This window comes from Bradyrhizobium sp. CCBAU 51753, from assembly GCF_015291565.1.
GTDB lineage: Bacteria > Pseudomonadota > Alphaproteobacteria > Rhizobiales > Xanthobacteraceae > Bradyrhizobium > Bradyrhizobium ivorense.
Window position 1 is genome coordinate 962546 of the sequence record NZ_CP030037.1, and the last position, 19298, is coordinate 981843.

The 19298-nt window shown below is 64.4% G+C and carries 15 protein-coding genes and 1 riboswitch; of the genes, 5 read left to right on the top strand and 10 right to left on the bottom strand.

The genetic code is table 11. The features are described from left to right. Nucleotides 1-233: 233 nt before the first annotated feature. The 9 genes from XH93_RS04430 to XH93_RS04470 all read right to left on the bottom strand — a co-directional run bounded on the left by XH93_RS04430 (nucleotide 234) and on the right by XH93_RS04470 (nucleotide 10107). Nucleotides 234-1466 carry an ABC transporter substrate-binding protein gene (locus tag XH93_RS04430; RefSeq protein WP_194472593.1) on the bottom strand — a complete coding sequence of 411 codons (1233 nt, stop codon included), beginning with the start codon at nucleotides 1464-1466 and terminating at the stop codon, nucleotides 234-236. Nucleotides 1467-1649: 183 nt separating this feature from the next. Beyond that, a complete protein-coding gene (locus tag XH93_RS04435) occupies nucleotides 1650-2876 on the bottom strand; it encodes an ABC transporter substrate-binding protein (RefSeq protein ID WP_194472594.1) in 1227 nt (408 codons plus the stop codon). 275 nt (nucleotides 2877-3151) lie between these two features. After that, complete coding sequence (locus XH93_RS04440; RefSeq protein WP_194472595.1) at nucleotides 3152-4378, bottom strand: ABC transporter substrate-binding protein; 1227 nt, start codon at nucleotides 4376-4378, stop codon at nucleotides 3152-3154. Nucleotides 4379-4496: 118 nt separating this feature from the next. After that, nucleotides 4497-5723 carry an ABC transporter substrate-binding protein gene (locus XH93_RS04445; RefSeq protein ID WP_194472596.1) on the bottom strand — a complete coding sequence of 409 codons (1227 nt, stop codon included), beginning with the start codon at nucleotides 5721-5723 and terminating at the stop codon, nucleotides 4497-4499. Nucleotides 5724-5752: 29 nt separating this feature from the next. Continuing rightward, the gene (locus XH93_RS04450) at nucleotides 5753-6772 is read right to left on the bottom strand and encodes a branched-chain amino acid ABC transporter permease (protein WP_194472597.1); all 1020 of its coding nucleotides are present in this window, start codon (nucleotides 6770-6772) and stop codon (nucleotides 5753-5755) included. Between the two features lie 2 nt (nucleotides 6773-6774). Beyond that, entirely contained in the window at nucleotides 6775-7653 is an 879-nt protein-coding gene (locus tag XH93_RS04455) for a branched-chain amino acid ABC transporter permease (RefSeq protein WP_139487005.1), read from the bottom strand. A 10-nt stretch (nucleotides 7654-7663) separates the two neighbouring features. Beyond that, entirely contained in the window at nucleotides 7664-8377 is a 714-nt protein-coding gene (locus tag XH93_RS04460; protein ID WP_139487004.1) for an ABC transporter ATP-binding protein, read from the bottom strand. Next, a complete protein-coding gene (locus tag XH93_RS04465; protein WP_139487003.1) occupies nucleotides 8374-9171 on the bottom strand; it encodes an ABC transporter ATP-binding protein in 798 nt (265 codons plus the stop codon). The genes XH93_RS04460 and XH93_RS04465 overlap by 4 nt, the downstream gene beginning before the upstream one ends. 69 nt (nucleotides 9172-9240) lie before the next feature. Next, entirely contained in the window at nucleotides 9241-10107 is an 867-nt protein-coding gene (locus tag XH93_RS04470) for an IclR family transcriptional regulator (protein WP_139487002.1), read from the bottom strand. Nucleotides 10108-10288: 181 nt separating this feature from the next. Between XH93_RS04470 and XH93_RS04475 the strand changes: the two genes are divergently transcribed. The 5 genes from XH93_RS04475 (at nucleotide 10289) to XH93_RS04495 (ending at nucleotide 17737) form a co-directional block, all read left to right on the top strand. After that, the gene (locus XH93_RS04475) at nucleotides 10289-12385 is read left to right on the top strand and encodes a 3-hydroxyacyl-CoA dehydrogenase NAD-binding domain-containing protein (RefSeq protein ID WP_194472598.1); all 2097 of its coding nucleotides are present in this window, start codon (nucleotides 10289-10291) and stop codon (nucleotides 12383-12385) included. A 199-nt stretch (nucleotides 12386-12584) separates the two neighbouring features. Next, entirely contained in the window at nucleotides 12585-14270 is a 1686-nt protein-coding gene (pimA, locus tag XH93_RS04480; RefSeq protein WP_194472599.1) for a dicarboxylate--CoA ligase PimA, read from the top strand. A gap of 68 nt (nucleotides 14271-14338) precedes the next feature. Continuing rightward, nucleotides 14339-15529 carry a pimeloyl-CoA dehydrogenase large subunit gene (gene pimC, locus XH93_RS04485; RefSeq protein ID WP_139486999.1) on the top strand — a complete coding sequence of 397 codons (1191 nt, stop codon included), beginning with the start codon at nucleotides 14339-14341 and terminating at the stop codon, nucleotides 15527-15529. Nucleotides 15530-15690: 161 nt separating this feature from the next. Beyond that, nucleotides 15691-16836, top strand: coding sequence for a pimeloyl-CoA dehydrogenase small subunit (gene pimD, locus XH93_RS04490; RefSeq protein ID WP_194472600.1), 1146 nt, complete (start codon nucleotides 15691-15693; stop codon nucleotides 16834-16836). Between the two features lie 127 nt (nucleotides 16837-16963). Then, nucleotides 16964-17737 carry an SDR family NAD(P)-dependent oxidoreductase gene (locus XH93_RS04495; protein ID WP_194472601.1) on the top strand — a complete coding sequence of 258 codons (774 nt, stop codon included), beginning with the start codon at nucleotides 16964-16966 and terminating at the stop codon, nucleotides 17735-17737. 163 nt (nucleotides 17738-17900) lie between these two features. Here XH93_RS04495 and XH93_RS04500 read toward each other — a convergent pair whose 3' ends face one another. Further along, nucleotides 17901-19091, bottom strand: coding sequence for an O-succinylhomoserine sulfhydrylase (locus tag XH93_RS04500; protein WP_194472602.1), 1191 nt, complete (start codon nucleotides 19089-19091; stop codon nucleotides 17901-17903). Nucleotides 19092-19169: 78 nt separating this feature from the next. Next, nucleotides 19170-19249: riboswitch (SAM riboswitch) on the bottom strand. Nucleotides 19250-19298 lie beyond the last annotated feature (49 nt).

Genomic DNA, 19298 nt, shown 5'->3' on the forward strand with positions numbered 1-19298 from the left:
CCTCGCCCCGCTTGCGGGGAGAGGCACAGGCCGCCTTTGGCGGCCGACGTTTAGAACGCCGAGGCAAAGCCTCGGCTATGACGCATCGTCAGATGCGTTCCGGGTGAGGGGGAGCCTCCGCGAGCGCAGCTGTTACCGTATGCGCGAAGAGGGCCCCTCACCCCAACCCTCTCCCCGTAAGAACGGGGAGAGGGAGCTGGCGCCGTCGCCATCCGACGCAGAATCATCATCCCCTAATTGCCGCCGGCTTCGCCGGAGATGACGTCGCCGAACAGCTGCCAGCGCTCGCCCTTGAACTGCATCAGCTGCAGCTGCTCGATCGGCTGGAAGTCGTCAGGCCCGGTCGACAGCGTCACGCCCGGCAAGAGGCCGCCCTGCGCGAATTGCTTCAGGCTCGCCGCCTGCTTCATCACATTGGCGCGGGTCAGGTCGTCGCCGCAGCGGCGCAGCACCTCGACCATGGTGGTCGCCATGTTGTAGCCGGTCATCGCCGAGGAATCGACGCGGTTGGTGTCGGGCATGTATTTGGCGATCAGCTCGTCGAACGCCTTCATGCCGGCGTCGTCCTTCCACTGCGGGTCGCTGGCGTCCTTGGCGTAGGCCGCCGAGATCACGCCCTGCGAGTTGTCCATCCCCGCCGGCCGCATCACGGTCGCGGTCGACGCCGAGACGTTGGAGACGATGGTGACCGGCTTCCAGCTCATCTCGCCGAGCTTCTTGATCGCCTGCGCGCCGAATTTCGGCGTGGTGAAGAAGACGATGACGTCGGGATTGGAGGACTTCAGCCGCACCACATGCGAATCGATGGTCGGCTCGGCGACCTCGTAGCTCTCCTTGGCGACGATGCGGTTGGGATCGCTGGCGAAGCCGTCCTCGAGGCCCTTGAGATAGTCCTTGCCCATGTCGTCGTTCTGGTAGAGCACCGCGACCTTGGCCGCCGGCTTCTCCTTGATCAGGTATTTTGCGTAGATCCGCGATTCGCTCTGATAGCTCGGCAGCCAGCCCATGGTCCACGGGAAGGTCTTCGGGTCGTTCCACTTGGTGGCGCCGGTCGCAACGAACAGCTGCGGCACCTTCTTGGCGTTGAGGTATTTCTGGATCGCGGTGTTGGAGGCGGTGCCGAGCGTGCCGAACAGCAGCAGCACCTCGTCGCTCTCGACCAGCTTGCGCACCTGCTCGACCGCCTTCGGCGGCGAATAGGCGTCGTCATAGGAGATGAAGTTGATCTTGCGGCCGTTGATGCCGCCTTCGTCGTTCGTCTTCTTGAACACCGCGGCCATCGCCTTGCCGACCACGCCATAGGCCGAGGCCGGGCCGCTATAGGGCACGATGTTGCCGATCTTGATCTCGGTGTCGCTCGCACCGGTATCGTACTTCTTCTGCGCCAGCGCGGCGCTGCCGGTGGCGGCTGCGACGGTGAGGCCGAGCAGGGCGGTTGCGACGCGGTGTCGGATCGGCATCGGCATTTTCTTGATACTCCCTTCGTTGTTGCCGCCTCAAAGAGGCGTCGGCTTGTTCTTGATCTGCCGCCGATCTCCCTAGCGCATCGCCGGCCAAAGTGTAAGCAGGACGCGGTCGAGGCCCCGGCCAACGAAAAGCCCCCGCGGCCGGGCCGCGGGGGCTTTGTTCTTCGGTTGGAAGCGGCGGAGCTAACCGCCGACGTCGCCGCTCAGGACTTCACCAAAGCGCTCCCAGGTCTCGCCCTTGAAGCGGATCAGCTGCAGCTGCGAGAGAGGCGCGAAGTCGGTCGCCGAGGTGTTGACCTTGACGCCGGGCAGCAGGCCGAGGGGCTCGTAATCGCGGATGCTGGCCGCCTGCTTTATGATGTTCTCGCGCGTCAGATTGTCGCCGCAGGCCTTGAGCACGTGCACCAGGCCCTGCGAGACGATGTAGGCGTACATCACGGAGGCGTCGGCGCGGTTGGCTTCCGGATAGTACTTATCCAAAAACTCGTTCCAGGCGATCATCGCCTTGTCACTCTTCCACTGCGCGTCGGTCGGATCCTTGAAATACTGCGACGAGATGATGTCCTGAGCGTTCTCGAAGCCCGCCGGCTTGATCACGCTGCCGATCGAGCCCGAGACGTTGTTGAGGAAGTGCAGCGGCTTCCAGCCGAGCTCGGCGTTCTTCTTGATCGCCTGCGCCGCGAATTTCGGCGTGGTGATGTTGATGAAGACGTCGGCGCCCGTGGCCTTCAGCCGTACGATGTGGGAATCGATGGTCGGCTCCGACACCTCGTAGCTGTCCTCGGCGACGATCATCGAGGCGGCCTTGGCGCCGAGCCCGTCCTTCAAGCCCTTCAGGTAGTCCTTGCCGTAATCGTCGTTCTGATAGAGCACCGCGATCTTGGCGTTCGGATGATTCTTGAGAATGTACCTTGCGTAGATGATGGTCTCGCTCTGGTAGTTGGGCTGCCAGCCCATGGTCCAGGGGAAATTCTGCGGATCATTCCACTTGGTGGCGCCGGTGGCGACGAACAGCTGCGGCACCTTCTTTTGGTTCATGTACTTCTGGATCGCCGTATTCGGCGGCGTGCCGAGCGAATTGAAGACCAGCAGCACCTCGTCGCTCTCGACCAGCTTGCGGGCCTGCTCCACCGTCTTCGGCGGCGAGTAGTTGTCGTCATAGGAGATGAAGTTGATCTTGCGGCCGTTGATGCCGCCCTGATCGTTGATCATCTTGAAATAGGCGGCCTCGGTGCGGCCGATCACGCCGTAGGCGGATGCCGGGCCGCTGTAGGGCATGATGTTGCCGACCTTGATCTCGGTGTCGGTGGCGCCGGTGTCGTATTTTTTTTGGGCCAGCGCCGCGCTACCCGATGTGGCGACGATCGCCAATGCTGCGGCAAGCACTGCCAGTTGCCGTCCTGTGGACATGACGTCTCTCTCCCTGTTGTCGGACTGATGTGTCGCGGCCCTCTGTTGCGAAGGCTCTTTTGTTAATCGGCGACGCTATCATCTTACCCAGGTGGTCTCAATGAAAAGCCCCTGCCGCGTTGCGGCACGGGCTGCGTCTTTAGTCGACAGTTTGGCGGGCAGCTGCCGTAAATATACTGCTCAATCATTCATCAATGTGTCGCGTAGGCCTGCGCGAATTCCGCAAGGATTGCGGTCAATCAGAAGAGCACCGTTGAGTTGCGCGGCGCCGCCGGTCAGTTGCTCAGGCTGCTCGAGATGATGTCGCCGAACAGCTCCCACTTCTCGCCCTTGAAGCGCATCAGGCGGAGCTGCTTGATCGGCGCGAAATCGGTCGGCGAGGTGTTGATCGTGATGCCCGGCAGCAGGGTGTCGGGGACGAAGCCCTTCAGGTTTGCGGCCTGCTTCATGACGTTGGCGCGGGTGAGATCGTCACCGCACAGCTCCAGCACCTTCACCAGGGTCTGCGCGGCGGCGTAGCCGAAGGCGGTGGCGCCATCGAGCCGGTTGCCTTCCGGGTAGTCCTTCTTGAGGAAGGCGATGAACTTCTGCATGCCGGGATCCTTGTCCCATTGCGGATCGGCGCCGTCCTTGAGATAGGCGGCCGACAGGATGCCCTGCGAGTTCTCGAAGCCCGCCGGCTGCATCACGCCACCGACCGAGGCCGAGACATTGGTGAGGATCTGCATCGGCGTCCAGGCGATCTCGGCCGCCTTCTTGATTGCCTGCGCGGCGAATTTCGGCGTGGTGATGCTGATGAAGGTGTCGGCGCCGGCGGCCTTCAGCTTGACGATGTGGTTGTCGATGGTGGGCTCCGACGTCTCGTAGGCCTCCTCGGCGACGATCATCGCGGCCTTGTCGCCGAAGGCCTCCTTCAGCCCCTTGAGGTAGTCCTTGCCGAAATCGTCGTTCTGGTAGAGCACGGCGATCTTGGCATCCGGGTTGTGCTTCATGATGTATTTTGCGTAGACCCGCGCCTCGTCCTGGTAGGACGGCTGCCAGCCCATGGTCCATGGATAGTCCTTCGGGTCGTTCCACTTCGAAGCGCCGGAGGCGACGAACAGCTGCGGCACCTGCTTCTCGTTCATGTATTTGCGGATCGCGACATTGGTCGCGGTGCCGAGCGAGTTGAACACCAGCAACACGTCGTCGCTTTCGACCAGCTTGCGGGCCTGCTCCACCGTCTTCGGCGGCGAATAGGCGTCGTCATAGGAGATGAAGGTGATCTTGCGGCCGCGGATGCCGCCGGACGCGTTGATCATCTTGAAATAGGCGGCCTCGGTCTTGCCGATCACGCCATAGGCCGAGGCGGGACCGCTGTAGGGCATGATGTTGCCGATCCTGATCTCGGTGTCGCTGGCCCCGGTGTCGTAGGCCTTCTGCGCCAATGCGAGATTGCAGCTTGTCACGATCAGCGCGAGCATCATCGAGAGCGCCGTCAGGGACTGGCGTGCTGCCGTCATGGTTTCCCCACCTCGGTGTTTTGGTCTGTCTATTCAATACGATCGGCATGAGCCGTCAACAAAAAGCCCCCGCGACATTAGTCGCGGGGGCGCATGGTTTTGTTTCTGCAGTGCAGCGTTACTGGGTGGGGACGTCACCCGAGATGATCTCGCCGAACAGCTCCCACTTCTGGCCCTTGAAGCGCTGCATCTGCAGCTGCGAGATCGGGGCGAAGTCGGTGGCCGAGGTGTTGATCTTGACGCCGGGCAGCAGCGTGTCGGGCGCAAAATCCTTCAGGCTCGCCGCCTGCTTCATGACGTTGGCGCGGGTGAGGTCGTCGCCGCACATTTCGAGCACCTTGGCCAGGGTCTGCGCGGCGCCGTAACCGTAGACGACGCCGTTGTCGGTCTTGTCGACGCCCGGCATGTACTTGTCGAGGAACGCATTCCACTTCTTCATGCCGGCATCGTTGGCCCATTGCGGGTCGGAGCCGTCCTTGGCATAGGCGGCCGACAGCACGTTCTGGGCGTTCTCGAAGCCGGCCGGCTGCATCACGCTGCCGACCGAGATCGACACGTTGGTGATGATCTGCAGCGGCTTCCAGCCGAGCTCGGCGGTCTTCTTGATGGTCTGCGCGCCGAACTTCGGCGTGGTGTAGATCAAGAGCACGTCGGGATTGGCGGCCTTGATCTTGACGATATGGCCGTCGATCGACGGCTCGGAGACCTCATAGCTCTCCTCCATGATGATGTTGGAGGCCTTGGCGCCGAAACCGTCCTTGGTGCCCTTCAGGTAGTCTTTGCCGAAATCGTCGTTCTGATAGAGGATCGCGACCTTGGCGTCGGGCTTCTCCTTCAACAGCCACTTGGCATAGATGTGCGCCTCGCTCTGGTAGCTCGGCTGCCAGCCCATGGTCCACGGGAAGTTCTTCGGATCGTTCCACTTGGTGGCGCCGGTGGCGACGAACAGCTGCGGGATCTTCTTGGAGTTGAGATACTTCTGGATCGCGGTGTTCGACGGCGTGCCGAGCGGATTGAAGACCAGCAGCACCTCGTCGCTCTCGACCAGCTTGCGAACCTGCTCGACCGCCTTCGGCGGCGAGTAGGCGTCGTCATAGGTGACGAAATTGACCTTGCGGCCGTTGATGCCGCCCTGATCGTTGATCATCTTGAAAAAGGCTTCTTCGGTCTTGCCGATCACGCCGTAGGCGGATGCCGGCCCCGAATACGGCATGATGTTGCCGATCTTGATCTCGGTGTCGGTCGCGCCGGTGTCGTATTTCTTCTGGGCGAAAGCGGTCGTGGACGTCGCGGCAACCGCGACGATCGCCGCAGACATCGCGGCGATCCGTAGGGTAGAAAGCATAATTTCTCCTGGTCTTGTTCTATTGATTGTCAGTTTTTCTTGAGCTTTGCGGCCAGTTGCTGGGCAACGATCGCAACTTGCCTCGCGCCATGCGGCACGAGGAAGATGACGAGGAACAGCAGCACGCCGAACACCGCCCCGGACAGGCCCTTGGAGATGCCTTCGGCGATGTTGGGCACGAAGATGATGAAGGCGCTTCCCACGATCGAGCCGGGCAGCCAGCCGACGCCGCCCACGACCATGCCGAGGAACAGCGAAATCGCGAGCTGGATGGTGTAGCCGTCGGGCGCCACGAACTGCACCGCGATGGCGCCGAGACCGCCGGCAACGCCGGTGATGCCGGCCGAGACGCCGAACGCCAGCGTCTTGTACAGCGCGACGTCGACGCCCATCGCGGAGGCCGCGATCTCGTTGTCGCGGATCGCCATGAAGGCGCGGCCCGAGCGCGAGCGCAGCAGGTTCACCGAAGTGACGTAGATCGCGATGGTGATGGCCAGCGTGAAGTAATACAGCCACATGTCCTGCGACATCGGCAGGCCGAACGGCGCATCCGGCTTGGTGACCACGAGGCCCTGCACGCCGCCGGTCCAGTGCTCGAAATAGCCGAGCTTCAAAAGCTGCGGCATCGCCGTGGCGAGCGCAAAGGTCGCCAGCGCCAGATAGACGCCGGACAGCCGCAGCGCCGGCTGGCCGAACAGGAAGCCGAAGCCGAAGCAGATGACGCCGGCGATCGGCAGCGTCAGGGCATAGTTCATGCCCACATGCTCCATCAGGATCGCCGAGGTGTAGGCGCCGACCGCGTAGAACGCGCTCTGGCCGAGCGAGAACTGACCGCTTCCACCGGTCAGGATGTTCAGTGCCAGCACCGCAAGCCCGTAGATCAGAAGCATCGTCATCTGGAAGATGATGAAGTTCTTCACGAGCAGCGGGATGATGACGAGCGCGGCAAGCACCACGAGCGAGGTGCCATAGCCGAGCGTCATGGCACGCTTGGGAACGGCCTCGACGGCCGGGGCTTCTGTGACGACTTCTTCAGCGGCGGCGCTCATGATCAAACTCGCTTGACGATGGCGCGGCCGAACAGGCCTGCCGGTTTGACGACCAGGACGGTGACGATCAGCGCAAGCGCGATCGGAAGTTTCAGCTCATTGCCGACGCCGGGGATGTAGGTTCCGACCAGGTTCTCGAAGATCCCGACCAGGAAGCCGCCGACCACCGCGCCGAACGGGCTGGAGAGGCCGCCGAGCACGGCGGCGGCAAAGCCGTAGATCAGCACGCCGAGCATCATGTTCGGCTCCAGGAACACCACCGGGGCGATCATCATGCCGGCGATCGAGCCGATCGCGGCCGCCATGCCCCAGCCGAGCGCGATCATCCACGAGGTGTTGATGCCGACCAGCCGCGCCGATTCAGGCAGCGAGGCGGCCGCGCGCATCGCAAGGCCGACGCGGGTGTAGCGGAAGAAGAAGAACAGCAGCACCAGCATCAGCAGGGTGATGCCGATCATGCCGGCCTGGTGAGTCGAGATCAGCTGGCTGCCGAGGAACGGCGAGGAGCCGAACGGCGTCGGGTACTGCTTGATGGTGAAGTCCCAGATCAGGCCGGCGACCGAGTTGATGATCGCGTAGAGCGCGATGAAGCCGGCGACGTTGGTCAGGATCGGCGCCTTGGCCAGCGGCTTGAACAGCAGCCGCTCGATCACGATGCCGGCGGCAAACGAGAACGCGACGGTGAGGACGAAGGCGCCCCAGTAGGGCACGCCCCACTGCATCAGCTGCCAGGAGACGAAGGTCGAGAACATCGCCATTTCGCCCTGGGCGAAGTTCAGATGGTCGATCGCCTGGTAGATCATCACCACGGCGAGCGCCATGCAGGCGTAGATCGCGCCGGTCGCGATACCGGCCAGGACCTGGTTGGCAAAAAGCTCCATGGCCTGCTCCTCAGTAGCCGAGATAGGATTTGCGGACGTCTTCGTTGTTCGCGATGTCCTTGGCATTGCCCGACATCACGATCCGTCCGGTTTCGATCACATAGGCCTGGTCGGCGAGCTCGAGCGCGAGCTGGGCGTTCTGCTCGACCACCAGGATGGTCACCTTCTCCTCGCGATTGATCTTGCCGAGGATGCCGAACAGGTCGCGCACGATCAGCGGCGCGAGGCCGAATGACGGCTCGTCGAGCAGCATCAGCCGCGGCCGCAGCATCAGCGCGCGGGCGACCGCGAGCATCTGCTGCTCGCCGCCGGACAGCGTGCCGGCCTGCTGGGTGTAGCGCTGCTTCAGCACCGGGAAGTGGGTGTACATCCGCTCGATGTCGTCGACGATCGCCTTCTTGTCGGAGCGGCTGATGGCGCCGAGCTGCAGGTTTTCCTCCACCGTCATGGTGGTGAAGGTGCCGCGGCCCTGCGGCACATGGGCGATGCCGAGGCGCACCACGTTCTCGGTCGAGCGGGTGCCGATCGGCTTGCCCTCGAACTCGATCGCGCCGGTCGAGCGCACCATGTTGCAGATCGCGCGCAGCGTCGTGGTCTTGCCGGCGCCGTTGGCACCGAGCAGCGTGGTCAGCGAGCCTTCGTTGAGCGAGAAGTTGAGGCCGTGCAGGGCCTGGACCTGGCCGTAATAGGCGCGCAGGTCCTTGACGTTGAGCATCGCGGTCATTGGTCCTTGCTCCCCAGATAGGCCTTGATCACATCCGGGTCGGCCTGGACCTGGGCCGGCGTTCCCTCGGCAAGCTTGCGGCCGAAATTCAGCGCGACGACGTGGTCGGCGATCGACATCACGAGACCCATGTGATGCTCGACCAGCAGCACGGTGATGTGGCGGTCGTCGCGGATTTTGCGGATCAGGTCGCCCAGCACATAGACTTCCTCATGGTTGAGGCCGCCGGCCGGCTCGTCGAGCAACAGGATCTTGGGGTCCGCGGCCAAGGCGCGCGCCAGCTCGACACGCTTCTGGGTGCCGAACGGCAGGCCCGACACCACGGTGTGGGCGACATCCTCGAGGTCGAGATAGCCGAGAATCCCGTGCACCTTCTCGTTCATGTCGGATTCGCCGCGGCGGACCCAGGCGAGCCGCAGCGAGTCGCTGACGATGTCGCTCGAGGTGCGCGAATGGGCGCCGACCCGCACATTGTCGATGACAGACAGGTTGGGGAACAGCGCGACGTTCTGGAAGGTGCGGCCGATGCCGATCTCGGCGATCCGGTGCGGCGGCCGCGTCAGGATGCTCTGGCCTTCCATCAGGATGTCGCCGGAGGACGGCTGGTACAGCCGCGACAGACAGTTGAACAGCGTCGTCTTGCCGGCGCCGTTCGGGCCGATCAGGCCAAGGATCTGTCCCTGGCGCATGTCGAACGACACGCCATTGAGTGCGATGATGCCGCCGAACACGACGCTGACGTCGCGAACCGCGAGCAGGGGATTATTTCCCTGCGCGAGCTGTGCCTGCGTCATCTCGTCTCGCCCGCCGTCGTCGTGCGGTGCGAGAGACCCTGCGATGCATGTCGCCGGTCGTGATGGCGGCTATCTGATCCCCTCGGCCAAACGTGCAAGTTTCCCTCCTACTCTAGCCTTTTTGCTTTCTTGTTTTTTGGATTGCGGCGCCATCCCACCGAGCGCCAATTCGATGTTCCTTACCATCGCCACAAGACGAGGTCCAATGTCGTTGATCAGCAGATCTTCCGTGAAGCGGAATGCCGGCGCGCCGCAATTGAATGCGTAAGGGCCGGTTCCGTCGTTCAGCTTCAAGGCCACGCCGACCGCGGCGACGTCGGTCTGCCAGTCACCTGCGGACATCGCAAATCCGTACTTCGCCACCGTCTCGCCGGAGCGCTCGATGCCGTCGCGCATCTTGGCCCAGCGGCTGCCATAGTGATCACGCAGCTCGCGCAGTAAAGCCGCCCGATCGTCCGGCGGCAATGCCCAAATGTAGGCACGGCCCATCGCCGTGGTCGCGATGGGTACTCGCGAACCGACGTCGAGTTGCACGCCGAGCGCCAAACCGTTCCGGCTCTGGCCGAAATAGATCATGCTGTGACGATCGCGGCCGCCGACCGCGACGGCGCCGCCGGTCGCGCGCATCACTTCTTCACGATACGGCTCGGACAAATGCCGAACACCGAGATTGGCCAGCGCCGCGTAGCCCAGCGCCATCGCCGACGGCGCGAGCTGGTACTTCTCGAACCTTGGAACAGGTGTAAGGTATCCCAGCTTGGTCAACGTGTAGGTCAGCCGGGAAATCGTCGGCTTCGGCAATTTGGTGCGAGCCGCAATCTCCTGATTGCCGAGCAGCCCGTCATTGGGCTGGAATGCGCGCAGGACATCAAGTCCGCGGGAAAGCGCGACGACAAAATTGCGATCGGTCGCTGCCTTCTTGGTTGGACGTTTCATTCCCTGGCGCTCGTGATGCTCGTTGACAAGGCTCGTGCTTCAAAATAACCCTCCCTGTCAAGATGTGGAATTTAGTTTCGCAGTGCGAAATTAGTATGAAGCACCTCGGAAAGTGGCTTCGCAACGCCAGTCGCGTAGCCACTCAGCACAAGTTCAAGAACAAGCATTCAGGGAGATCCCGGTGAGTGAAGTCGTCAGCTTCGAACGTCATGACAACATTGCCGTCGTCACGGTTAACAGTCCCCCTGTGAATGCGCTGAGCGCCGCGGTGCGGGGCGGTATTTTCGATGGCGTGAAGCGCGCGATCGACGATCCGCAGGTTGCCGGCATCGTGCTGACCTGCGCCGGGCGCACCTTCATCGCCGGTGCCGACATCACCGAATTCGGCAAGCCGCCGCAGCCGCCCGGCCTTGCCGAGGTGCTGAGCCTGATCGAGAGCTCGCCGAAGCCGGTGGTTGCCGCGATCCACGGCACCGCGCTCGGCGGCGGTCTCGAGGTCGCGCTGGCATGCCACTATCGCGTCGCCACCAAGGACGCCAAGCTCGGCCTGCCCGAGGTCAAGCTCGGCCTGCTGCCGGGTGCCGGCGGCACCCAGCGGCTGCCGCGCGCGGTTGGTCCGGAGCTCGCGGTCAAGATGATCGTCGGCGGCGATCCGATCGGCGCGCAGGAAGCGCTCAAGGCCGGCCTGATCGAGGAGATCGTCGAAGGCCCGGCATCGGGCGGCGAGGCGTTTGCCCGCAAGCTGGTCGCCGAGAAGCGGCCGCTGCGCAAGCTGCGCGATGATGACAGCAAGCTCGCCGCAGCCAAGGCCGATCGCTCGATCTTCACCAATGCGGTTGCCGCGCTGACCAAGAAGGCGCGCGGGCTCGACGCGCCGTTCGCCGCGGCCGACGCCGTCGGTGCCGCGATCGACCTGCCGTTCGAGGAGGGTCTGAAGAAGGAGCGCGAGGGCTTCCTCAAGCTGATGAACGGGCCGCAGTCGAAGGCGCAGCGCTATGCGTTCTTCGCCGAGCGCGAGGCCGCCAAGATCGCCGGCGTGCCCGACGGCACCAAGTCGCGCAACGTGGCGCGCGTCGCCATCCTCGGCGCCGGCACCATGGGCGGCGGCATCGCGATGTCGTTTGCTAACGCCGGCATCCCGGTCACGCTGGTCGAGACCGGCGAGGAGCAGTTGAAGCGCGGCATGGGCATCATGCAGAAGAACTACGAGGCCACCGCGGCGCGCGGCGGCATCCCGGCGGACGCGCCCGCCAAGCGCATGGCGCTGATCAACGGCGTGGTCGGCATCGAGAACGTCGGCGACGCCGATCTGGTGATCGAGGCGGTGTTCGAGACCATGGCGGTCAAGAAGGAAGTGTTCGGCAAGCTCGACCAATACGCCAAGCCCGGCGCGGTGCTCGCCTCCAACACCTCCTATCTCAACATCGACGAGATCGCGAAGTCGACCAAGCGTCCGCAGGACGTGCTCGGCATGCACTTCTTCTCGCCGGCCAATGTGATGAAGCTGTGCGAGATCGTGCGCGCCGACAAGACCGCGCCGGATGCGCTGGTCACCGCGGTTTCGATCGCGCGCAAGATCGCCAAGGTGCCGGCGGTGGTCGGCGTCTGCGACGGCTTCGTCGGCAACCGCATGCTGGCGCAGCGCGGCAAGCAGTCCGAGAAGCTGCTGTTCGAAGGCGCGCTGCCGCAGCAGGTCGACGCTGTCGTGACCAAGTTCGGCATGCCGATGGGGCCGTTCGCGATGGGCGATCTCGCCGGCCTCGACATCGGCTGGCGCTCGCGCAAGGACCGCGGCATCAAGTCGGAGATCGCGGATGCGCTGTGCGAAGCCGGCCGCTTCGGCCAGAAGACCGGCAAGGGCTACTACAAGTACGAGCCGGGCTCGCGCGCGGCGCTGCCCGATCCGGAGGTCGAGAAGCTGATCGACGAGACCCTGGCGCGGCTCGGCCGCAAGAAGCGCGTCGTGAGCGACGACGAGATCCTCGAGCGCATGATGTACCCGATGATCAACGAGGGCGCGAAGATCCTCGCCGAGGGCATCGCGGCACGGCCGTCCGATATCGACGTGGTCTGGCTCTATGGCTATGGCTGGCCGATCTATCGCGGCGGCCCGATGTACTGGGCCGACACCGTGGGCCTGAAGCACATCGCCGATCGTCTCTCCTTCTACGCCAAGGAGACCAACGATCCGTCGCTGGAGCCGGCGCCGCTGCTCAAGAAGCTCGCCGACGAGGGCAAGACCTTCGCCTCGCTCGCCGCGCCGTCGAAGGCGGCGTGATCCGCTTCGTGGCCACGGGCTCGATCGTAGGGTTCCCTCCCCCCTTGCGGGGGAGGGTTAGGGAGAGGGGTGTCCGCATCGGGACTGCCCGAGTGGTGCCCCTTCCCCCAACCCCTAAGAGCGAGCTCCGCTCGTCTCGACCCCGCAAGGGGGAGGGGAGCCCGCGCAGTCGGGTCACCTCACAGATGCAAGAACATTCATGACCTATCCCGGCGAACAATATTATCCCAAGGGCGTGCACTGGAGCGACGCGATCACGCGCGGCACGCTGCCGGACTTGCTCTCGACCGCGGCCGCCGAATTCGGCGCGCGCCCGGTGCTCGAATTCCGCGACCGGCCGATCAGCTACAGCGAGCTGGAGACCCTGGTCGAAACCGCCGCCGCCGCATTCATGCGCGCGGGTTACGGCAAGGGCGCCTCGGTCGCGCTGTTCCTCGGCAACACGCCGGATCACCCGATCAATTTCTTCGGGGCGCTGAAGGCCGGCGCTCGCATCGTGCATCTGTCGCCGCTCGACGGCGAAATCGCGCTGTCGCACAAGCTGTCGGATTCCGGCGCGCGCGTGCTGGTCACCAGCAATTTGTCCGCGCTGCTGCCGACCGCGCTGAAATTTCTCGACAAGGGGCTGCTCGACCGGCTGATCGTCTGCGAGGACGACAATTGGGGCAAGGTCGGCACGCCACAGACCGCGGTGCCCGACAATCCCGCGATCATCACGCACCGGCAGTTCGTCGACGGCGCGAGCCGGCCGTCGCAATGGCCCGCGGTCGATGTCGAGGACGTCGCGCTGCTGCAATATACCGGCGGCACCACCGGCCTGCCCAAGGGCGCGATGCTGAGCCACGGCAACCTGACCGCTGCGGTGTCGATCTACGATGTCTGGGGCAAGCCGGCCCGGCTCGAGCGCAACGCGATCGAGCGCGTGATCTGCGTGCTGCCGCTGTTTCACATCTATGCGCTGACCGTCGTGCTGCTGTCGTCGATCCGGCGCGGCCATCTGATCTCGCTGCACCAGCGCTTCGACGTCGAGGCCGTGATGCGCGACATCGAGGTCAAGCGCGCCACCGCGTTTCCGGGCGTGCCGACGATGTGGATCGCGATCGCGGCGCTGCCCGATCTCGACAAGCGCGACCTGTCGTCGCTGGTCTCCTGCGGCTCCGGCGGCGCGCCGCTGCCGGTCGAGGTGGCAAAGATCTTCGAGCGCCGCGTCGGCATGAAGCTGAAGAGCGGCTGGGGCATGACCGAGACCTGCTCGCCCGGCACCGGCCATCCGAAGGAGGGGCCGGAGAAGCCCGGCTCGATCGGGCTGATGCTGCCCGGCATCGAGATGGACGTGGTGTCGCTGGAGGATTCGACGAAAGTGATGCCGGTCGGCGAGGTCGGCGAGATCCGCATCCGCGGCCCGAATGTCACAAAAGGCTACTGGAATAGGCCGAAGGAGACCGCCGAGGCCTTCGTCGGCGACCGCTTCCTCACCGGCGACATCGGCTACATGGACGCCGACGGCTATTTCTTTCTGGTCGACCGCAAGAAGGACATGATCATCTCCGGCGGCTTCAACGTCTATCCGCAGATGATCGAGCAGGCGATCTACACGCATCCCGCCGTGCAGGAGGTGATCGTGATCGGCATCCCGGACGATTACCGCGGCGAGGCGGCCAAGGCGTTCATCAAGCTGCGTGACGGGCAGGCGCCGTTCTCGGCCGAAGAGTTGCGCGCGTTCCTCACCGGCAAGATCGGCAAGCACGAATTGCCGGCGGCGGTCGAGTTCGTCGCCGAGCTGCCGCGCACGCCGGTCGGAAAACTGTCGCGCCACGAATTGCGCCAGCAGCAGCCGAAGACACCTCAATCGCAATTGCAACAGGCTGCATCAGGATCGCGCTGAATTCCGTCGCCCGGCCTTCGCCGGGACGACCAAGAAAGAGTTCTGGAATCTTACTAAAGGAGGATCCGATGGATCTCGCTTTCACCAAGGAAGAGATAGCGTTTCGCGAGGAGGTGCGGGAGTTCTTCAAGAACAACGTGCCGCCGGAGACCCGCCGCAAGCTGCAGGAAGGCCGCCATCTGTCGAAGGACGAGATGGTCACCTGGTGGCGCATCCTCAACAAGAAGGGCTGGGGCGTCACCCACTGGCCGAAGGAATATGGCGGCACGGGCTGGACCTCGGTGCAGCACTACATCTTCAACGAAGAGCTGCAGTCCTATCCGGCGCCGCAGCCGCTCGCCTTCGGCGTCAGCATGGTCGGCCCTGTCATCTACACCTTCGGCAATGAGAAGCAGAAGAAGGAATACCTGCCGCGCATCGCCAATGTCGACGACTGGTGGTGCCAGGGCTTTTCCGAGCCGGGCTCGGGATCGGACCTCGCCTCGCTGAAGACCAAGGCCGAGCGCCGTGGCGACAAGTGGATCATCAACGGCCAGAAGACCTGGACTACGCTGGCCCAGCATGCCGACATGATCTTCTGCCTCTGCCGCACCGATCCCGCGGCGAAGAAGCAGATGGGCATCTCCTTCATCGTGTTCTCGATGAAGTCGAAGGGCGTCACCGTGCGGCCGATCCAGACCATCGACGGCGGCCATGAGGTCAACGAAGTGTTCTTCGACGACGTCGAGGTGCCCTACGAAAATCTGATCGGCGAGGAGAACAAGGGCTGGGATTACGCCAAATTCCTGCTCGGCAATGAGCGCACCGGCATCGCCCGGGTCGGCGTCTCGAAGGAGCGGCTGCGCCGCATCCGCGCGCTGGCGTCCAAGGTCGAGGCCGGCGGCCGCCCGGTGATCGAGGATCCCGCGTTCCGCGAAAAGCTCACCGCGTGCGAGATCGAGCTGAAGGCGCTCGAGCTGACCCAGCTGCGCGTCGTCGCCGACGAGGGCAAGCACGGCAAGGGCAAGCCCAATCCGGCGTCCTCGGTGCTCAAGATCAAGGGCTCGGAAATCCAGCAGACCACGACCGAGCTCTTGATGGAGATCATCGGGCCGTTCGCCGCGCCCTATGACGAGCATGGCGATGCGGGCTCCAACGAGAGCATGGATTGGACCGCGCAGATCGCGCCGAGCTACTTCAACAACCGCAAGGTCTCGATCTACGGCGGCTCGAACGAGATCCAGCGCAACATCATCAGCAAGGCGGTGCTGGGGCTGTAAGCCGCGCATTCAACTGTCGTCCTCCGCGCATGCGGGGGACCCAGTACGCCGCGGCCGTCGTGGGTCGCAATGACGGCCGCGGCGTACTGGATCCCCGCTTTCGCGGGGATGACGAGGGGAGATCGGGGCAAGCGCCCGCGTGATTTTGGAGAGATGGTAACATGGATTTTGATCTGTCCGAGGAGCAGCGGCTTCTCAAGGAAAGCGTCGACGGGCTTCTGACCGATGCCTACGACTTCGATGCGCGCAAGAAGTACATGCAGGAGAAGGGCGGCTGGAGCAAAACGCTCTGGGGCAAGCTCGCCGAGCAGGGCCTGCTCGGTCTGCCGTTTGCGGAAGCCGATGGCGGCTTCGGTGCCGGTGCGGTCGAGACCATGATCGTGATGGAAGCGCTCGGCAAGGCGCTGGTGGTCGAGCCTTATCTGGCCACTGTCGTGATCGCCGGCGGCTTCCTGCGCCATGGCGGCTCGGCCGCGCAGAAGGCGAAGTACATCCCCGGCATCATCGACGGCAGCCAGACCTTCGGCTTCGCGCAGCTCGAGAAGAACTCGCGCTACGATTTGCATGACGTCGTCACCACCGCCAAGAAGAAGGGCGACGGCTGGGTCATCGACGGCGAAAAATTCGTCGTGCTCAACGGCGAGAACGCCGACGTGCTCGTCGTCACCGCGCGCACCAAGGGCGGCCAGCGCGACAAGACCGGCATCGGCGTGTTCCTGGTCCCGGCGGACGCCAAGGGCGTCACCAAGAAGGGCTATCCGACCCAGGACGGCCTGCACGCGGCCGACATCACCTTCACCAATGTCGAGGTCGGCGCTGACGCTGCGATCGGCGATCCCGGGAACGGCCTGCCGCTGATCGAGCGCGTCGCCGACGAGGCCCGCACCGCGCTGTGCGCGGAGGCGGTCGGCGCGATGGACGAGTCGCTGAAGGAGACCGTCGAGTACATCAAGACCCGCAAGCAGTTCGGCGTTGCGATCGGCTCGTTCCAGAGCCTGCAGCACCGCGCCGCCGACATGTTCGTGGCGCTGGAGCAGGCCCGCAGCATGTCGATGTTCGCGACCATGGCGTCCGACTTCGACGACGCCAAGGAGCGTTCGTCGGCGGTCGCCGCGGCCAAGGTGCAGGTCGGCAAGTCGCTGAAATTCGTCGGCCAGCAGTCGATCCAGCTCCATGGCGGCATCGGCATGACCATGGAGGCCAAGATCGGCCACTATTTCAAGCGCCTGACCATGATCGAGAACACGCTCGGCGACACCGACTATCACCTCCGCCGCGTCAGCGAGGGCGGCGGGCTGCTGGCGTAGCTCTTTCCAACCGTCATTCCGGGGCTCGCGAAGCGAGAACCCGGAATCTCGCGCCAACCCTTGATTTCCGGGTTCGCGACTGCGTCGCGCCCCGGAATGACGTGTGAACCTCAGGGAGGCAACAACAATGAAGAACACGCCATTCGATCTCACCGGCCAGGTCGCCGTCGTCACCGGCTCGAGCCGCGGCATCGGCCGCGCCTCGGCCGAACTGCTGGCCAAGCTCGGCGCCAAGGTCGTGATCTCCTCGCGCAAGGCCGATGCCTGCCAGGAGGTCGCCGACGGCATCAAGAAGGCCGGCGGCGATGCGCTCGTCATCCCCTGCAACATCGCGCGCCGCACCGAGGTCGAGGCGCTGATCTCGGGGACGCTGAAGCACTACGGCAAGATCGACATCCTGGTCTGCAACGCCGCGGTCAATCCGTATTACGGCCCGCTGCTCGACATCACCGACGAGGCCTTCGACAAGATCATGGGCTCGAACGTCAAGAGCAACATCTGGCTCTCGGCGCTCGCGATCCCGCAGATGGCCGAGCGCGGCAAGGGCTCGGTCGTGATCATCTCCTCGATCGGCGGCCTGCGTGGTTCGACGGTGATCGGCGCCTACGGCATCTCGAAGGCGGCGGATTTCGCGCTGTGCCGCAGCCTCGCCGGCGAGTGGGGGCCGAAGGGCGTGCGGGTCAATTGCGTGGCGCCGGGCCTCGTGAAGACCGATTTCGCCCGCGCGCTGTGGGAGGATCCGGACAATCTGAAGCGCCGCACCGCATCGACGCCGCTGCGCCGCATCGGCGAGCCCGACGAGATCGCCGGCGCCGTGGCGTATCTCGCCTCCGACGCCTCGACCTTCATGACCGGCCAGACCATCGTGGTCGACGGCGGCGTCACCACGGCGGCGACGTAACGGCTCGCTCCGCTCGCCTCTCCCGCTTGCGGGGGAGGCCGACGCGCGCAGCGCGGCGGGTGGGGGCTGTTTCCGCAATATGACCCGTTGAGAGACCCCCACCCCAGCCCTCCCCCGCAAGCGGGAGAGGGAGTACAGCCCGCTCTCGGCTTCTACCTCAGCCTCACACCTTCTCCAGCGCGCGCGCGAGATCCTCGATCAAATCGTCGGGATGCTCCAGGCCGGCCGAGAAGCGAATAAAACCTTCGCTGATGCCGAGCTCGGCGCGGGCCTCCGGCGCCAGACGCTGATGCGTCGTGGTCGCCGGATGCGTGACCAGGCTCTTGGAGTCGCCAAGATTGTTGGAGATGCGCGCGATCTTCAGCGCGTTGAGGCAGCGGAAGGCGCCGGCCTTGCCGTCCTTGACCTCGAAGCCGACCAGGGTCGAGCCGGCGCCCATCTGCTTCTTCACGGTGTCGGCCTGCGGATGGTCGGCGCGGCCCGGATAGATCAGCCGCGTCACCTTCGAATGCGTCGCCAGCGCTTCGGCGATCTTCGCCGCAGTGTCGGTCTGGGCGCGGACGCGGACGCCGAGCGTTTCGAGGCCCTTCAGCAGCACCCATGCGTTGAACGGCGACAGCGACGGGCCGGTCTGGCGCATGAAATTATGGATGTGCTCGGCGATGAAGGCTTCCGACGACAGGATGATGCCGCCGAGACAGCGGCCCTGGCCGTCGATGTGCTTGGTCGCGGAATAGACCACGACGTCGGCGCCGAGCGACAGCGGGCTTTGCCAGATCGGCGTCGCGAACACGTTGTCGACGATCAGGCGCGCGCCGCCGCTGTGCGCGATTTTGGCGATCGCCGCGATGTCGAGCACGTCGAGCGTCGGATTGGTCGGGCTCTCCAGGAAGAAGGTCTTGGTGTTCGGCCGCAGCGCGCGCTGCCACTGGTCGAGATCGAGGCCGTCGACCAGCGTGGTCTCGATGCCGTAGCGCGGCAACAAATCCTGCACCACGTAAAGGCACGAGCCGAACAGCGCCTTCGACGCCACCACGTGGTCGCCCGCCTTCAGCGGCGCCAGGATCGCGGTCGTCACCGCGGCCATCCCGGTCGCGGTCGAGCGTGCGGCTTCCGCGCCCTCGAGCTCGATCATGCGGCGCTCGAACATCGCAATCGTCGGGTTGGAATAGCGCGAATAGATGAAGCCGGGGTCCTGGCCCTTGAAGCGCGCCTCGCACTGCTCCGCGCTGTCGTAGACGTAGCCCTGGGTGAGAAACAGCCCCTCCGACGTCTCGCCGAATTGCGAGCGCAGCGTGCCGCCATGGACCAGGCGGGTTTCAGGGCGATAGCGGGTGACTTCAGACTCAGACATGTGACCTCCGACGCGGCCGTCCCTCCGGGGAAAACGGCCACAAAAAAAACCGGCCTGGAGCTACCTCCACAAGCCGGGATCACACTGTCCCCGGCCTGTTTAGCGACTTATTTAACGTGGCTGCAAGCCGGCCGGCTCAAATCACCACGGGATAACGCTGCTGATATTCCCTCGCGCCCTTTTCGTCAAGGCGGTCATCGGATAACC

Bases quoted from the DNA above. Each gene is read 5' to 3' on its own strand.
- XH93_RS04445 (WP_194472596.1), bottom strand. From the start codon at position 5,723: ATGCTTTCTACCCTACGGATCGCCGCGATGTCTGCGGCGATCGTCGCG.
- pimD (WP_194472600.1), top strand. From the start codon at position 15,691: ATGGATTTTGATCTGTCCGAGGAGCAGCGGCTTCTCAAGGAAAGCGTC.
- XH93_RS04455 (WP_139487005.1), bottom strand. From the start codon at position 7,653: ATGGAGCTTTTTGCCAACCAGGTCCTGGCCGGTATCGCGACCGGCGCG.
- XH93_RS04495 (WP_194472601.1), top strand. From the start codon at position 16,964: ATGAAGAACACGCCATTCGATCTCACCGGCCAGGTCGCCGTCGTCACC.
- XH93_RS04470 (WP_139487002.1), bottom strand. From the start codon at position 10,107: ATGAAACGTCCAACCAAGAAGGCAGCGACCGATCGCAATTTTGTCGTC.
- pimC (WP_139486999.1), top strand. From the start codon at position 14,339: ATGGATCTCGCTTTCACCAAGGAAGAGATAGCGTTTCGCGAGGAGGTG.
- XH93_RS04460 (WP_139487004.1), bottom strand. From the start codon at position 8,377: ATGACCGCGATGCTCAACGTCAAGGACCTGCGCGCCTATTACGGCCAG.
- XH93_RS04440 (WP_194472595.1), bottom strand. From the start codon at position 4,378: ATGACGGCAGCACGCCAGTCCCTGACGGCGCTCTCGATGATGCTCGCG.
- XH93_RS04450 (WP_194472597.1), bottom strand. From the start codon at position 6,772: ATGAGCGCCGCCGCTGAAGAAGTCGTCACAGAAGCCCCGGCCGTCGAG.
- XH93_RS04500 (WP_194472602.1), bottom strand. From the start codon at position 19,091: ATGTCTGAGTCTGAAGTCACCCGCTATCGCCCTGAAACCCGCCTGGTC.
- pimA (WP_194472599.1), top strand. From the start codon at position 12,585: ATGACCTATCCCGGCGAACAATATTATCCCAAGGGCGTGCACTGGAGC.
- XH93_RS04430 (WP_194472593.1), bottom strand. From the start codon at position 1,466: ATGCCGATGCCGATCCGACACCGCGTCGCAACCGCCCTGCTCGGCCTC.
- XH93_RS04465 (WP_139487003.1), bottom strand. From the start codon at position 9,171: ATGACGCAGGCACAGCTCGCGCAGGGAAATAATCCCCTGCTCGCGGTT.
- XH93_RS04435 (WP_194472594.1), bottom strand. From the start codon at position 2,876: ATGTCCACAGGACGGCAACTGGCAGTGCTTGCCGCAGCATTGGCGATC.